The 13,055-nt window shown below is 71.6% G+C and carries 16 protein-coding genes; 6 read left to right on the top strand and 10 right to left on the bottom strand.

What is annotated here, in order from left to right:
* Positions 1–88: 88 nt before the first annotated feature.
* Both P696_RS0125055 and P696_RS0125060 read right to left on the bottom strand, forming a co-directional pair.
* Entirely contained in the window at positions 89–1,729 is a 1,641-nt protein-coding gene (locus P696_RS0125055; RefSeq protein WP_026414479.1) for a fumarate hydratase, read from the bottom strand.
* Between the two features lie 233 nt (positions 1,730–1,962).
* Positions 1,963–2,904: a DMT family transporter gene (locus P696_RS0125060; RefSeq protein WP_034486621.1), complete on the bottom strand. Its 942-nt coding sequence runs from the start codon at positions 2,902–2,904 to the stop codon at positions 1,963–1,965.
* A 71-nt stretch (positions 2,905–2,975) separates the two neighbouring features.
* Here P696_RS0125060 and pdxR point away from each other — a divergent pair, with 71 nt between their 5' ends.
* Positions 2,976–4,586, top strand: a complete 1,611-nt coding sequence (pdxR, locus tag P696_RS47950; RefSeq protein WP_051468124.1) for a MocR-like pyridoxine biosynthesis transcription factor PdxR — start codon at positions 2,976–2,978, stop codon at positions 4,584–4,586.
* 29 nt (positions 4,587–4,615) lie between these two features.
* The gene (locus tag P696_RS0125070; RefSeq protein ID WP_026414481.1) at positions 4,616–4,846 is read left to right on the top strand and encodes a hypothetical protein; all 231 of its coding nucleotides are present in this window, start codon (positions 4,616–4,618) and stop codon (positions 4,844–4,846) included.
* Between the two features lie 117 nt (positions 4,847–4,963).
* Here the strand turns inward: P696_RS0125070 and P696_RS0125075 are convergent, their stop codons facing one another.
* Complete coding sequence (locus P696_RS0125075; RefSeq protein WP_026414482.1) at positions 4,964–6,214, bottom strand: MFS transporter; 1,251 nt, start codon at positions 6,212–6,214, stop codon at positions 4,964–4,966.
* Positions 6,215–6,412: 198 nt separating this feature from the next.
* Between P696_RS0125075 and P696_RS47955 the strand changes: the two genes are divergently transcribed.
* Entirely contained in the window at positions 6,413–7,009 is a 597-nt protein-coding gene (locus P696_RS47955) for a DUF1707 SHOCT-like domain-containing protein (protein WP_034486623.1), read from the top strand.
* 63 nt (positions 7,010–7,072) lie between these two features.
* Here P696_RS47955 and P696_RS0125085 read toward each other — a convergent pair whose 3' ends face one another.
* Together P696_RS0125085 and P696_RS0125090 are read right to left on the bottom strand one after the other, a co-directional pair.
* The gene (locus P696_RS0125085; protein WP_026414483.1) at positions 7,073–8,419 is read right to left on the bottom strand and encodes an SMI1/KNR4 family protein; all 1,347 of its coding nucleotides are present in this window, start codon (positions 8,417–8,419) and stop codon (positions 7,073–7,075) included.
* A 48-nt stretch (positions 8,420–8,467) separates the two neighbouring features.
* A complete protein-coding gene (locus tag P696_RS0125090) occupies positions 8,468–9,112 on the bottom strand; it encodes a TetR family transcriptional regulator (protein ID WP_026414484.1) in 645 nt (214 codons plus the stop codon).
* A gap of 94 nt (positions 9,113–9,206) precedes the next feature.
* Here P696_RS0125090 and P696_RS0125095 point away from each other — a divergent pair, with 94 nt between their 5' ends.
* A complete protein-coding gene (locus tag P696_RS0125095) occupies positions 9,207–9,629 on the top strand; it encodes a MarR family winged helix-turn-helix transcriptional regulator (protein ID WP_026414485.1) in 423 nt (140 codons plus the stop codon).
* A gap of 15 nt (positions 9,630–9,644) precedes the next feature.
* Here P696_RS0125095 and P696_RS0125100 read toward each other — a convergent pair whose 3' ends face one another.
* The 5 genes from P696_RS0125100 to P696_RS0125120 all read right to left on the bottom strand — a co-directional run bounded on the left by P696_RS0125100 (position 9,645) and on the right by P696_RS0125120 (position 12,002).
* The gene (locus P696_RS0125100; RefSeq protein WP_211245844.1) at positions 9,645–10,178 is read right to left on the bottom strand and encodes a hypothetical protein; all 534 of its coding nucleotides are present in this window, start codon (positions 10,176–10,178) and stop codon (positions 9,645–9,647) included.
* Positions 10,179–10,242: 64 nt separating this feature from the next.
* Positions 10,243–10,758 (bottom strand): TetR/AcrR family transcriptional regulator, encoded by a 516-nt coding sequence (locus tag P696_RS0125105; protein WP_026414487.1) that lies wholly within the window; start codon positions 10,756–10,758, stop codon positions 10,243–10,245.
* Complete coding sequence (locus P696_RS52935; protein ID WP_084338092.1) at positions 10,751–11,173, bottom strand: DUF4260 family protein; 423 nt, start codon at positions 11,171–11,173, stop codon at positions 10,751–10,753. The genes P696_RS0125105 and P696_RS52935 overlap by 8 nt, the downstream gene beginning before the upstream one ends.
* Before the next feature lie 56 nt (positions 11,174–11,229).
* Positions 11,230–11,580: a hypothetical protein gene (locus P696_RS0125115; protein WP_157429896.1), complete on the bottom strand. Its 351-nt coding sequence runs from the start codon at positions 11,578–11,580 to the stop codon at positions 11,230–11,232.
* A 74-nt stretch (positions 11,581–11,654) separates the two neighbouring features.
* A complete protein-coding gene (locus tag P696_RS0125120; protein WP_157429897.1) occupies positions 11,655–12,002 on the bottom strand; it encodes a hypothetical protein in 348 nt (115 codons plus the stop codon).
* A gap of 123 nt (positions 12,003–12,125) precedes the next feature.
* On the opposite strand from P696_RS0125120, the gene P696_RS56200 reads away from it, so the two are divergent.
* Together P696_RS56200 and P696_RS56205 are read left to right on the top strand one after the other, a co-directional pair.
* A complete protein-coding gene (locus P696_RS56200; protein WP_157429898.1) occupies positions 12,126–12,950 on the top strand; it encodes a helix-turn-helix domain-containing protein in 825 nt (274 codons plus the stop codon).
* Positions 12,947–13,055, top strand: a 109-nt coding sequence (locus P696_RS56205; protein ID WP_157429899.1) for a DUF397 domain-containing protein, incomplete at its 3' end; no start/stop codon positions are given. The genes P696_RS56200 and P696_RS56205, both read left to right, overlap by 4 nt.

Consider the following 13,055-nt stretch of genomic DNA (forward strand, 5'->3'; position numbering starts at 1 on the left):
AGCGATGCCGCGCTCGCCCGAGTCACCGGGCCGCGCCCGAGCCGTTAGGCGAGGGCGTGGAGCCGGGGGCTCCATGAACACGCTCCGATCAACGCCGTCCGATGGTGAGGACGGGGCCGGTGGTGTCGGCGAAGAAGTCCTCGCCCTTGTCGTCGACGACGATGAAGGCGGGGAAGTCCTCGACCTCGATCTTCCAGACGGCTTCCATGCCCAGCTCGGGGTACTCCAGGACCTCGACCTTCTTGATGCAGTCCTGGGCGAGGCGGGCGGCGGGGCCGCCGATGGAGCCGAGGTAGAAGCCGCCGTGCGCGCCGCACGCGTCGGTGACCTGCTGGGACCGGTTGCCCTTGGCGAGCATGACCAGGGAGCCGCCCGCGGCCTGGAACTGCTCGACGTAGGAGTCCATGCGTCCGGCGGTGGTGGGGCCGAACGAGCCGGACGCGTAGCCCTCGGGGGTCTTGGCCGGGCCCGCGTAGTAGACGGCGTGGTCGCGCAGGTACTGCGGCATGGGCTCGCCCGCGTCCAGCCGCTCCTTGATCTTGGCGTGGGCGATGTCGCGGGCGACGACGAGCGGGCCGGTGAGCGACAGCCGGGTCTTGACCGGGTACTTGGTCAGCTCGGCGCGGATCTCGTCCATCGGGCGGTTCAGGTCGATCCGGACGACGTCGTCCGAAAGGTGCTCGTCGGTGGTGTCCGGGAGGTAGCGGGACGGGTCGGTCTCCAGCTTCTCCAGGAACACGCCCTCCGCGGTGATCTTGCCGAGGACCTGCCGGTCGGCGCTGCACGACACGGCGATCGCGACCGGGCAGGACGCGCCGTGCCGCGGCAGCCGGATCACGCGGACGTCGTGGCAGAAGTACTTGCCGCCGAACTGCGCGCCGATGCCGAGCTTCTGGGTCAGCTCGAACACCTGCTGCTCCAGCTCGACGTCCCGGAAGCCGTTGCCGAGCGGCGAGCCCTCGGTGGGCATGGTGTCCAGGTAGTGCGCGGACGCGTACTTGGCGGTCTTCAGCGCGTACTCGGCGGACGTCCCGCCGACGACGATCGCCAGGTGGTACGGCGGGCACGCGGCGGTGCCGAGCGAGCGGATCTTCTCCTCCAGGAAGGACATCATCCGCTTGGGGTTCAGGACGGCCTTGGTCTCCTGGAACAGGAACGACTTGTTGGCGCTGCCGCCGCCCTTGGCCATGAACAGGAACTTGTAGGCGTCGCCGTCCGTCGCGTACAGCTCGACCTGCGCGGGGAGGTTGTTGCCGGTGTTCTTCTCGTCCCACATGGTGACGGGGGCCATCTGCGAGTAGCGCAGGTTCAGCTTCGTGTACGCGTCGTACACGCCGCGCGAGATGGCCTCCTCGTCCCGCCCGGACGTCAGGACGTGCTGGCCGCGCTTGCCCATGACGATCGCGGTCCCGGTGTCCTGGCACATCGGCAGGACGCCGCCGGACGCGATGCCCGCGTTCTTCAGCAGGTCCAGGGCCACGAACCGGTCGTTGGGGGACGCCTCCGGGTCGTCCAGGATCTTCCGGAGCTGCGCCAGGTGCGCGGGCCGCAGCAGGTGCGCGATGTCCCGCATGGCGGTCTCGGTGAGCAGCCGCAGAGCCTCCGGCTCGACCTGGAGGAACGTCCGCCCGCCGGCCTCGAACGTCGACACGCCGTCCGTGGTCAGCAGCCGGTACTCGGTCTCGTCCGGACCGGTCGGCAGCAGGTCGGTGTAGGAGAACTCAGGCATCGAAGATCCTCAGGAGGTGTCCGGGTGGGGCCGCCCTACAGGGTACGACCTGTCGGCGGGAGCCTCCGGCCGGGAGCCCGTGTCCCCACGGACCCTCCGGCCGGGAGGTCGTGACTCCACGGAGCCTCCGGCGGGGAGGCGTGTGTTCACGAACCCTCGAGCCGGAAGGCGTGTGTTCACGGACCCTCCGGCCGGGAGGCGTGGGGCGGGGAGAACTCTGCCGGTGGGCGAGGTCACTTCGCGACTTCCGCCCTGAGCGGCTCGGCCGTGGCCTTCCGTGGCGTCCGGGCCGGTTTCGCGGGACGCAGGCCGAGGGCGACGCCGACCGCCACCAGCGCGGCCCCGGCGACCTCGGCCGGACGGGGCGTCGCGATGCCGAGGATCATGGTCGTCAGGACGGCGCTCACCGGGATCATCCCGGCGAACAGGCCCGCCCGGTCGGCGCCCATCCGTCCGAGGGCGTCGTACCAGAGCAGGAACGCGGCGCAGGTCACGACGACCGTCAGGTACAGCAGCCCCGCGAACTCGGCGCCGGTCGGGAGGCGCAGGACGTGCCGTCCGTCCGTGATCAGGCCCGTGACCAGCAGCATCGGGGACGCGAGCGCCGCCGACCACGCCGACGTCCGGATCGGTCCCAGCCGAGGCAGGACGGGCACGGCGAGCAGCGAGAAGCAGATCTCCCCGCCCAGCGCCCCCAGCGACAGCAGCAGCCCCCGGACCGTCCCGCCGCCGAGCCCGTTCGCCAGCCCGGCCCCGGCCGTCACCACGCACGCCGCCAGCACGGTCGCCGGGGCGGGCCGCCGTCCCGCCATCAGCGGCGCCGCCAGCGCCAGCACGATCGGCACGGCCGAGATGACCGTCCCGATCGTCGCCGGGCTCGTGTCCCGCGTGCCGAGGACGATGAACACGTTGAACGCCGCCAGCCCCGTGACCGCCAGCATCACCAGGAACCCGAGGTCCCGCCTCGACGGAAGCCGTCCGGCCCGCCCGCCCGTGCGGCGGTCGTCCAGGCGGGCGATGGCGAAGAGCAGGACGGCCGCGCCCGCGTAGCGGACGGCCTGCCCGCCGAAGACGGGGAAGTCCGCGATCGTCGCGGAGACGGCGGTGAGCGACCCGACGATGGACATCGCGAGGGCGGCCTGCACGATGTCGCGGGTGTTGGCCGAAGTGGTCATGGCATGGAACGCTAGGAGCGCTTTGGTCCATGAAACAGGGCCAATCTCTTCACCGTTCAGAGGACCAAGTCGTGACGGACCTGCATCTCAGCCTCGACCACGCGGCCGGGCACCTGGCGGCGCAACTCGCGGCAGGCTGCCGGGACGCGATCCGGACGGGACGCCTCGTGGCGGGCACGCGCCTGCCGTCCAGCCGCGATCTGGCCCGCGACCTGGGCATCTCCCGGGGCGTCGTGGTCACCGCGTACGAGCAGCTGATCGCCGAGGGCTTCCTCGTCGCACGCCGGGGCGACGGCACCCGCGTCGCCCCCAACGCCCGCCCCGTCTCGGTCTCCGCCCCGACCCCCGCCGAGCCAACCAGCCACCCCCGGCGAATGGGCGGCCCAGGCCAGGCCGTCGGACGGAACGGACGACCGACCGGCGGGCTGCGCGGGCGCGCGGAGGTTCCCGGGCAGGCCCAGAGCGGCAGGGAAGGCAGCGCCGGGCCGGACGGGCGGGCCTGGGCGGACGGATGGGGCGGGGTGGGCCCGCGCAGGGTGCGGTTTGATTTGACGCCGGGGCGGCCCGATTTGTCGGCGTTTCCGCGGTCTCGGTGGTTGGCGGCCTATCGGGCGGCGCTGCAGGCCGTCCCGCATCAGGCGTTGACCTATCCCGACCCCGGCGGGGTGGCCGAGCTGCGGGCCGAGCTGGCGGCGTATCTCGGACGGGTCCGGGCGGCGCACGCGGACGCCGGCCAGGTCGTGATCATGAACGGGGTGGCGCTCGGGTTGTCCTCGGCCGTCCGGGCGCTGGTCGTGGCCGGGCGCACGACGCTCGCCGTGGAGGATCCGACCAGCGAGCGCCAGCTCCCGATGCTGCTGGCGACGGGCGCGCGGATCGTCCGGGTGCCCGTGGACGCGGGCGGCCTGGACGTCGCGGCGCTCGCCTGGAGCGGCGCGGACGCCGTGCTCGTGACCCCCGCGCACCAGTACCCGACCGGCGTCGTCCTCGCCCCCGAGCGCCGCGCCGCCCTGGTGGACTGGGCCCGCGCCGCCGACGCGGTGATCGTCGAGGACGACTACGACGCCGAGTTCCGCTACGACGGCGACCCGGTGGGCTGCCTCCAGGGCGTCGCGCCGGAGCGGACCGTCCTGCTCGGCTCGGTCAGCAAGGCCCTCGCCCCCGGGATGCGGCTCGGCTGGGCCGTCGCGCCCCCGTGGATGGCCGACGACCTGCGCGAACACCGCGAGCTGAGCGATCTCGGCGGGCCCGTCCTGGACCAGCACGCCTTCGCGCGCCTGCTCGCGGACGGCGCGTACGACCGTCATCTGCGGGCCATGCGACGGCGTTACCGGGCCCGGCGGGACACGCTGGTCGAGGCGCTCCACGAGCACGTCCCGGACGGCGTGGTCCGCGGCATCTCCGCGGGCGTCCACCTGTACCTGGAGCTGCCGCCGGGGACGTCCGAGACCACCGTGATCGATGTGGCGGCCGAGTCAGGTGTGCTCGTCCACGGAGCGAGGGAGATGTGGAGCGCGGAGCGACGTCGTCCGGCGCTCGTCCTCGGATACGCCGCTCTCACCGAGACCCGCCTGCACGAGGCCGCCCGCGTTCTCGGCGCCGCCGTGGCCCACGCGCGAACCCCGGCCCCAGGCCGGGGCGACGGCGCTGGCCGGACGGTTATCGAGGGTCGGCGAGGGTAGGAACGGGGTTCCCGTCATAGGAGGTACGGATGACTCTGGACGAGGCCGCACGGCAGCTGAAGATGGCCGTCCACGACGCGCAGGTGTCGTTCGACCTGATCGGCCTCGGCGACCTCGACCGCGCGCAGGAGAACGCGGTCACCGCCCGCGCCGCGATCGACGCGACGATCACGGCGCTCGACCGCGCCTCCACGGACCTGAGTCCGGACGAGGCGCGCGACGCGGGCGAGAAGGCGATCATGGCCATCGGCAAGGACTGACCCCACCCACGCGACCCCACACCGACTCTCATAGCCCACCCCAAAGAAGACCGCGTCCGGCGCGCACGGAGCGGGGGTCGTGCGCGACGGACGCGGGGCGGGGGTGGGTTCGGAGGGTCAGGCCACCGGACGTTCGGCCGCCACGGGAGCGGGCTCGCCCGCCGAGTCGGCGGGCTCGAACCCGCGCGCCAGCGCGATGGTGACGAGCGTCAGCACGGCCGGGACGGCGTAGCTGGCCTGGTAGCTGGACAGCGGCTGGACGATCAGCACGATCACCGCGCCGACCACGAACCCGACGTAGTTGAAGATGTTGACGCGCGCGACCGCGATGCCGAGTCCGCTGCCGTCCACCTTGCCCGCCGCCGAGAACGAGATCGGGGCGACCACGCACAGGCCGAGGCCGGTGACGGCGAAGCCGACGATGGCCATCGGGGCGTTCTGCGCGGCGAAGACCAGGAGCAGGCCGAGCGCGCCCACGAGCGTCCCGGCCCGGACGACCCTGGTCGCGCCGAAGCGGCGGACGCCGAGGTCGGCGACGGCGCGGCTGGCGACCATCATCACCTGGTAGGCGGCGAGGCCGAGCGGCGCGACGGACTTGTCGTGCAGGTCCTTGTCGAAGAACAGCGTGCCGAAGTTCGAGAGCATCGAGTCGGCGATGTAGAAGCAGGCCATCGCGACGCCGATGATCAGGACGGGCCGCCACGGGACGAGCTTGGCCGCCGACTTCATCGCGTCCGCGGCGACGCTCGCGACCTCCTCGGAGCGGCGGTAGAGCCGCGTCCCGGCGGCGGCGGACACCGCGATGCCGAGGACGGCCGGGATCGCGAACCCGACGGCGAGCGACTTGGTCAGCGAGTCCGGGAAGACGTACTCGTTGGCCGCCCACGCCCAGACCGCGCCGAGCCCGGCCGCCGCGCTCCACAGCGCGTGGAAGCCGGTGAGGATGCTGACGCCGTACGCCCGCTCCGCGCGGACGGCCTGCGAGTTCATCGACGCGTCCACCGCGCCGACGGCCAGGCCGAACAGGCCGATCAGGACGTAGAGCGGGAGGTTGGCGTGCCCGGTGAGGCCGATGCTGAGGACGGACAGGCAGACCAGGGGCTGCGAGATCCGCAGCACCGAGCCGCTGCCGTAGCGTCCCATCAGCGGCGCGGCGATCGCGCTGCCCACACCGGCGATGATCGGGACGCAGAGCACCAGGATGTTGATCTGGTCGTCGGTCATGTGGTGCGCGTCGCGGAGCTGGTTGACCCGTCCGACCAGGGTGGCGAAGCACAGGCCCTGGACGGCGAACGCGGCGTACGCGGCGAGCCGGGCCTGGCGGTCCCGGCCGGTGACGGCCCGTGCCGTGGCGGCTTCCGTTGGCATATCCGCCCCTTCTCAACCGCGAATCCGGGGTCCGGGCGGCCGAAACATGAAAGAGTTTCGCATGAGGGTAGAGAGCCGGACACTCGGCGGTCAACGCCCGCGAACATAGCGAAAAGGTTGCTCTTCGGCCACAGCCCACGACACCGGACGGGCTGTCTGGGCTTCGGATACGCAGGGGCGGGCGGATACGCTGGCGGCGTGGACAGCAGCCGCCCGCCCCGCGTGCGCGACCTGCGCGCGTCCGACACCGACCGGGAGCGCGTGGTCGCGGTCCTCGGCGAGGCGCTCGCCGACGGACGGATCACGATGGAGGAGCACGCCGAGCGCACCTCCCGCGCCTACGCCGCCCGCACCCTGGGCGAGCTCACGGGCCTCACGACCGACCTCGGCCCCGAGGAGTCCCAGCCGATCCTGGTGGACGACCGTCCGGTGTCGGTGCTCTTCGGGCGGACGCGCCGTGAGGGCCGCTGGGTCGTCCCGGTGAAGCTGCCCCTGTTCGCGCTGTTCGGGACGGTCGAGCTCGACCTGCGCGACGCCGTGCTGCAGCGCCGCCACATCGTCCTCGACTCGCTGCTGGTGGCCGGGCGCGTCCGGTTGCTCGTCCCGGACGGGGTGCACGTGACGGTCACCGGACGCACCGCGCTCACCACCCGTGACCTGCGCACCCGTCCCGAGCACGACGGCCCGACCGTGGAGGTCAGCGGCACGCTGATCTTCGGCTCGATCACGGCCCGCGCCCCGAGGCGCACCCTCCGCGAGCGCGCCCGCGCCCGCCTCCCCCGCCGCCGCTCCTAGAGCGTGTCTCAAAGCCACCTGGGCGCCGCTCGCCACGGGCGCCGACTTCGAGACACGCCCTAGCTAGAGGACGCCATCGAGGACGGTCTCGGTGATCGGGGGGCGTTCGCAGAGCGCGAGCAGCTCGTTCGCGAGGGACGTGAGGAGCAGCGGGTCGGTGCCGTAGCCCTCGAACCCGGCCGCGAGCAGGGTGCGCGGGACGGCGTCCGCGTCGAGCAGGACGCGCCAGTCCTCGGGCGAGAGCGCGAGGTACTCCAGGTGCCGGAGCCGCGTGATCTCCAGCGGGTCGGCGAGCGTGCGGGGGTAGGCGGTCAGCGTGCGCAGGCGCGGGCAGTCGAAGACGGGCGCGAGGCTGAGCGGCTCGTCCTCCCAGACGCCGAGGTGCAGGACCTCCAGGTCCGGGTGCGCGGCGGCCTCGACGCCCGGCAGGCTCGCGTGGTTCACGTACGCCACCGCCCGGGACCGCTCGCCGGACGGCCGCCACGCGCTGTCCCGGTCGTGGACGATCCTGTCGGTGAGCGAGTCGGCGATGAGCTCGCCGCCGATGTTCTCCTCGTGGCCGATCAGGATGACCTGGCCCAGGTGCCCCTTCGAGCCGGGCGTCAGGTCGATCGCGTAGCGGTCGCCGCCGCCGTTGTCGCCGAACGCGATCCAGCCGGGCGAGCCGACCAGGCCCTGCACGGCGTCGTCCGGCAGCGTGACGACCGCGTCTCCGGCGGCGAACTGCCATGGGGCTGGACGGGACGCCGCGTCCGCGATGTAGAGGCCGTCCAGGGGGAAGAGTTCGCAGCGGACGGCGCGGGCGTGGTCGCCCATCGCCGTGTAGTCGCCGTTCAGGTCCTCGAACCGGGCCCGGGTGACGCGGTAGAGCGCCTTGAGCTCCTCGGGGAGCGGGACGCCGAGCCGCGCTTCGGCGGCGGCGATCTCCTCGTCCGTCGCGCCGATCGCGTTGGGGAGGCGCTCGCGGAGCGTCCGCTCCAGCAGTTCCGCGTCCGCCGTGGGCGCGGGAGTCGCGTCCGGGGACGGCTCGGGGAGGCGGCGCCACGGCTCCGGGACGGCGCCCTCGACGAAGACGAGCTCGCCCGGACCGGCGTGCCCGACCGCCCGGTCGGCGGCGGCGCCGGTGTCGATGAGGCGGAGCGTGGTGTGTCCGTCCGGCTCGATGTCGACGACGAACGAGACGCCCTCGAGGGCGCCGAGCGAGTCGCGCACCAGCTCGACCGCGTCCCACTCCTCCTGCATGTCGCTGACCTGGTAGGCCCGCCCGAGGACGGGCGCCGGACGCGGCACCGGGACGCTCCAGCTGCCCTGGCCGATGAACCCCTCGGCCCGGCCGCCCTCGGCGCCGAGCCCGTCCCGCACGAGCCGCAGCAGGGGCACCCAGGTGGCGAAGTCGTCGAGGGCGGGCATGCGGGACCTCCGGATTCGTTGATCGTTGCGAAGCCCGATTGTGCCCGCTCAGCCCGACATTTCAGGCAGAGACAGCTCCAGGCTGCCGGAGATCGCCGCGAACGCTCGTCCGACGCGGTCGAGGAGATCGTCGAACGGGGCGTCCGAGAAGACCCAGCCGCGTCCGGCGACGCTCCACGCGGTCGTGGTGAGCTGCGCGAGGACCTGCGGACGGAGGTCGTCGTCCGGCAGCCCGAGCCGTTCGCCGAGCAGCCCGGCGAGCTTCTGCTCGGCGCCGTGCCGGTGTTTGCCCGCGTACGCGAGCAGGGACGGCGCGGTCACCACGAGCCGTCGCGTCGCCTTGTACCGCTCGCCCCACTCGGGTCCGAGACCGGTCACGACCTCGGCCAGGACGTCGCGGAGCGCGTCGATCGCGCGTCCCGCGGGCATGCGGCCGAGGGCGTCGAGGTAGGCCGTCCACAGCTCCTCCTCGGCCTCGATCGCCGCCGCCTCCTTGGCGGGGAAGGTCCGGAAGAACGTGCTCTTGGAGACCTCGACGGCGTCCACGAGCTCTTCGAGCGTGACCGCGTCGAAGCCGCGCTCGGTGAACATCCGCAGCGCCGCCTCGGCGAGCGCGCGCCGCGTCCGCAGCTTCTTCCGCTCGCGCAGCGGCAGCGCCCGCACCGCGTCTTCGCCCGCCATCGGAGAGGTCATGCGGCTCACGCTATACCGCTCCGTGCACGGTTGCTAAATGAGACTCAGTGCCATTAGGTTCTAGGTATCGACTTCGATGGTGAGGAGAACCGAGATGTCCGCAACCACCGCGCCCGCTCTGAACGGCCAGGTCATCGGCCGCGCCCACTACGCCACCCGCGCCGTCCTGGAACGTCGGCTGGAGGGGCTCGGGCTGACGTTCCAGCAGGGCCTCGTGCTGAACGCCCTCGCCGCCGGCGACAAGGACCGTGACCAGGTGATCGACCTGCTGGCCTCGTCCCTGAAGATCGCCCGGACGGATGCCGAGGCCGTGGTCGACTCCGTTTTGGAGGCGGGCCTCGTCGACCCGTCCGGCGGCGCGCTCACCGAGGCCGGACGGTCGGTCCAGGCCGAGATCGGAGCCGAGACGGTGAAGATCGTCAGCCGCCTCTACGCCGGCCTTCCGGCGGACGAACTCGCCGTGGCCGCACGCGTCCTCACGACCCTGACCGAGCGCGCCAACGCCGAGCTCGCCTGATCGGGGAGCCTCGTGTCAGTGGCCCGCGACGATCTTGACGGCGACGACGACCGCGCCGATCAGGAGGTCGAGGACGCCCGCGACCAGCGCGGCGAGCGGACGGCCGCCCATGCGGCGGCCACTGACATAACCCCAGACGAACAGGGACAGGACGTCCAGGCCGACGGCGGTCAGCAGGGCCGTCCGAAGCGTCATCAGGCCGAGGGCGGAGACGCCGATCAGCAGCAGCGGGCTCACCGCCGACAGCAGGAGGGGGCTGGTGATGTAGAGCGAGCGCAGCATCCCGTGCCGGTCGGGACGGACGCCGTGGACGGTCATGTGCGCCTGGCCGTCCGAGACGAGCGTGGCCAGCCAGAGTCCGGCGGCGGTGCCGATCACCGACAGCGCCGCTCCGCCGGGGCCGACGTGGCCGCCGAGGGCGAGCCCGGCGGCGACCGCGATCATGGTGATGGTCGCGTAGATGCGCTCCTTGAGGCGCTCGGTCGCGATCTCGACGCGCAGTTCCGCGTCGACGCCCGGTCGGTTCGGCTGCGGTCGCGGCTCGTCCACCCGGCGATCGTGGCACGTATCGGCCGCTGACCTGCTGAGACACGCAGTCGGCGCCTGGGGCCGATCAGGTGGAGAAGGTGGCCATGCCGACCCGCCAGGCGGGGTCGAGGTCGGCGTCCGGCGGGAAGCGTCCGTCCAGTTCCAGGATGACCATGCCGTGCGCGAACGCCCAGACCGCGCGGGCGCGATGCTCGTCCGGGACGGCCTTGACCAGCGGAAGCGCGGCGCGCGCCTCCAGGCCGTCCGGGAGGAGATGGCGGGGGAGCGGGCCCGCGGTCATCAGCCGGTACAGATGCGGATGGGCCAGCGCGTACTCGCGATAGGCCGCGCCGAGGGCGACGAGCGGCTGTCCCGGCTCGGCGGCCACGGCGGCCTCCTGCGCATCGGCCATCTCCGCGAGGCCCTGCGCGATCAGCTCGGCCTCGACGGCCTGCTTGTCGGGGAAGTGCTTGTACAGCGAGGGCGCGCGGATGCCCAGTCTGTCGGCGATGCGGCGCATGGTCAGGGCGTCCGCGCCCTCGGTCTCCAGCAGTTCACGGGCGGCGTCGACGATCTGCCGCGAGCGGGGACGGTCAGCCACGGCGCGATCCGTCCGCGGCGCGAAGCCCGTAGCCGAACGTCCGGTCCAGGGCGATGTGGCCGAGCCAGCCGAGCAGTCCGGCGAAGACGGCGGGGGGCGCCAGCGGCGAGAAGGGGAAGGCGACGGCCAGCGCGAGCGGGATCGCCGACCGGTGCGCGGCGTTGTAGAAGGGGACGGCGCGGGGGCCGAGCTTGCCCTGCCCGCCGTTCCTGGAGTCGATGACCATCATGAAGTCCGGCGCGACGAAGAAGGCGACGGCCATGACCAGGGCCAGCACGCCGTGGTTCCAGACCTCCAGCCCGGCGAACGCGGCGTAGAAGGCCCAGAGCGCGGCCCACCCGGCGCGAGCCGTCCACCAGAGGAGGGACCGTCCCTGCGTGGCGGCTCCACCCATCACTGCACTGTGCTGAACCATCGTGGCCTCCTTGGCTAACGGCGTTAGCTAGACAGTAAGGCTAACGGCGTTAGCCGTCAAGAGAGGAGCACCTTTGCGATCCGGCGAGCGGCCTCCCCGGGCGTCCCGACCGGGCTGATGGCCTCGCCCCACGACCACAGGTACGAGCGGACGCCGTTGCCGTACCCGACCGACACGTCCTCGCAGAAACGCCCCCCGACCTGCGGATTGTTGACGTGGAGCCGCACGTCACCGTCCGCCGCCCGCTTGATCAGGACGTCCAGTCCAGGCCCCACGTCCTCCAGGGCCCGCCCAAGCGCGTCAAGATCCCGCTCGTCGTCGGACGCCGCGTCCAACTCCGCGAGGTTCTGCTCCGCGTATGAACTGATCACCCTGATCGTCGACGAGAGGAAGCCATGTCGTCGCATGGCCTCCTCATAAGCCGCCCGAACGATCTCCGTAGCCCGATGCAGCACGACCCGCTCCACCTGAGGCACATCCATCAGAACGCCACCGCCCGTCCACCCTGCACGTGCAGCATCCGCGCGATGCTTTCGGCCGCCCCCACGGCGTCCACGACGGGCCCGAGCGCGACCCCGCTGGCGACCCAGACGAACCGCCACCCCACCGCCCGGTCGAAGTCACACCCGACGTCCGCGCAATGCGCCACATGAATCGAGTTGAACACGAACAGAACCGGACACCCCGACCGAAGAACAACGGTCGACCGAAGCCCCGGCCACCCCTCCTTGATCACCTGATGCAACACCTCCAGGAACGCCACCCGCTGATTGGACGGCAGGTGATCCCCTTTCGGGTAAGCCGTGACCCGTGCTTTCTCGTGATCCACGTCGAGTGCCTCCGAACTTCTGGGTGGACTTTTCGATTTCCGCCACCAAGCGTGTGCGCACGGACGTACTTTGTGCATTGTTCGGCGTGACCTTGGAACATCTCGGAAGACGGGAGCCCTGCCATGCCGCGGAAGCGTACCCCCAACGAACTGCCGCAGCCGAGAACCAACATGTGGGACCTCATCGCCTGGTACCTGCGGATTCTCCGCTCCGAGCGCGGTCTCTCGGGCACTCAGCTCGGCCAGGTCATCGGTGCCAGCACCACCGAGGTGTCCCGTATCGAAACCGGCCAGGCACGCCTGGACGGAAAACGCGCCGAGCTCGCGGACCGGAAATGGAAGACAGGTGGCATTCTTGGGCATCTGGTGTGGTATGCCAGCCTCGGTCATGATCCCGAATGGTTCGACCAGTACAAGGAACTGGAGCGCCGTGCCGCCTTCATCAAGATCTTCCAGTCCCAAGTGATCCCAGGTCTCCTGCAGACCGAGGATTACGCTCGATCGCTGGCGCAGGCAAGCGTGGACCCTGATTGGGTGGCCATCCTCGATGAGCGTATGGAGCGGCAGGAGATTCTCGGGCAGCAGCCGTGCCCGTTCCTCAGCGTGGTGCTCTCACAGAATGCCCTGGAGTGGCCCGTGGGCAGCCCCGAGATCATGAAGGAGCAGTTCGTGGCGTTGCTTGAGGCGTCGGAGCGGTTCAGCATCCGTGTCGTTCCACGCAACTGGGAGACCGCGGCCTATCCGGGGCTTGATGGCAGCTTCACTCTGCTTTCCGGTGACGACTACGGAGAGGTCGCCTACACCGAATCCCCCGAGGGCGGCAGGTTGGTCTCGTCGCCTACGGATGTTCGGAAGTTCGCCGTAAGGTTCGACAGGGTGAGCGCAAGAGCGCTCCCCGAGGGTCTCTCGCGAGACCTGATCCGTCGGCTGATGGAGGCGTTCAGTTGAGCACCACTCCCGTTTGGCGTAAGTCCAGCCACAGCGGCACCCAGCAGGGCGACTGTGTGGAGGTCGCTCACCTGGAGCACCGGGTCGGCGTCCGCGACAGCAAGG

The organism is Actinomadura oligospora ATCC 43269 (genome assembly GCF_000518265.1).
GTDB classification, from domain to species: Bacteria; Actinomycetota; Actinomycetes; order Streptosporangiales; family Streptosporangiaceae; genus Spirillospora; species Spirillospora oligospora.

Bases quoted from the DNA above. Each gene is read 5' to 3' on its own strand.
- P696_RS0125055 (WP_026414479.1), bottom strand. From the start codon at position 1,729: ATGCCTGAGTTCTCCTACACCGACCTGCTGCCGACCGGTCCGGACGAG.
- P696_RS0125060 (WP_034486621.1), bottom strand. From the start codon at position 2,904: ATGACCACTTCGGCCAACACCCGCGACATCGTGCAGGCCGCCCTCGCG.
- P696_RS0125070 (WP_026414481.1), top strand. From the start codon at position 4,616: ATGACTCTGGACGAGGCCGCACGGCAGCTGAAGATGGCCGTCCACGAC.
- P696_RS0125075 (WP_026414482.1), bottom strand. From the start codon at position 6,214: ATGCCAACGGAAGCCGCCACGGCACGGGCCGTCACCGGCCGGGACCGC.
- P696_RS0125085 (WP_026414483.1), bottom strand. From the start codon at position 8,419: ATGCCCGCCCTCGACGACTTCGCCACCTGGGTGCCCCTGCTGCGGCTC.
- P696_RS0125090 (WP_026414484.1), bottom strand. From the start codon at position 9,112: ATGACCTCTCCGATGGCGGGCGAAGACGCGGTGCGGGCGCTGCCGCTG.
- P696_RS0125095 (WP_026414485.1), top strand. From the start codon at position 9,207: ATGTCCGCAACCACCGCGCCCGCTCTGAACGGCCAGGTCATCGGCCGC.
- P696_RS52935 (WP_084338092.1), bottom strand. From the start codon at position 11,173: ATGGTTCAGCACAGTGCAGTGATGGGTGGAGCCGCCACGCAGGGACGG.
- P696_RS0125115 (WP_157429896.1), bottom strand. From the start codon at position 11,580: ATGCGACGACATGGCTTCCTCTCGTCGACGATCAGGGTGATCAGTTCA.
- P696_RS56200 (WP_157429898.1), top strand. From the start codon at position 12,126: ATGCCGCGGAAGCGTACCCCCAACGAACTGCCGCAGCCGAGAACCAAC.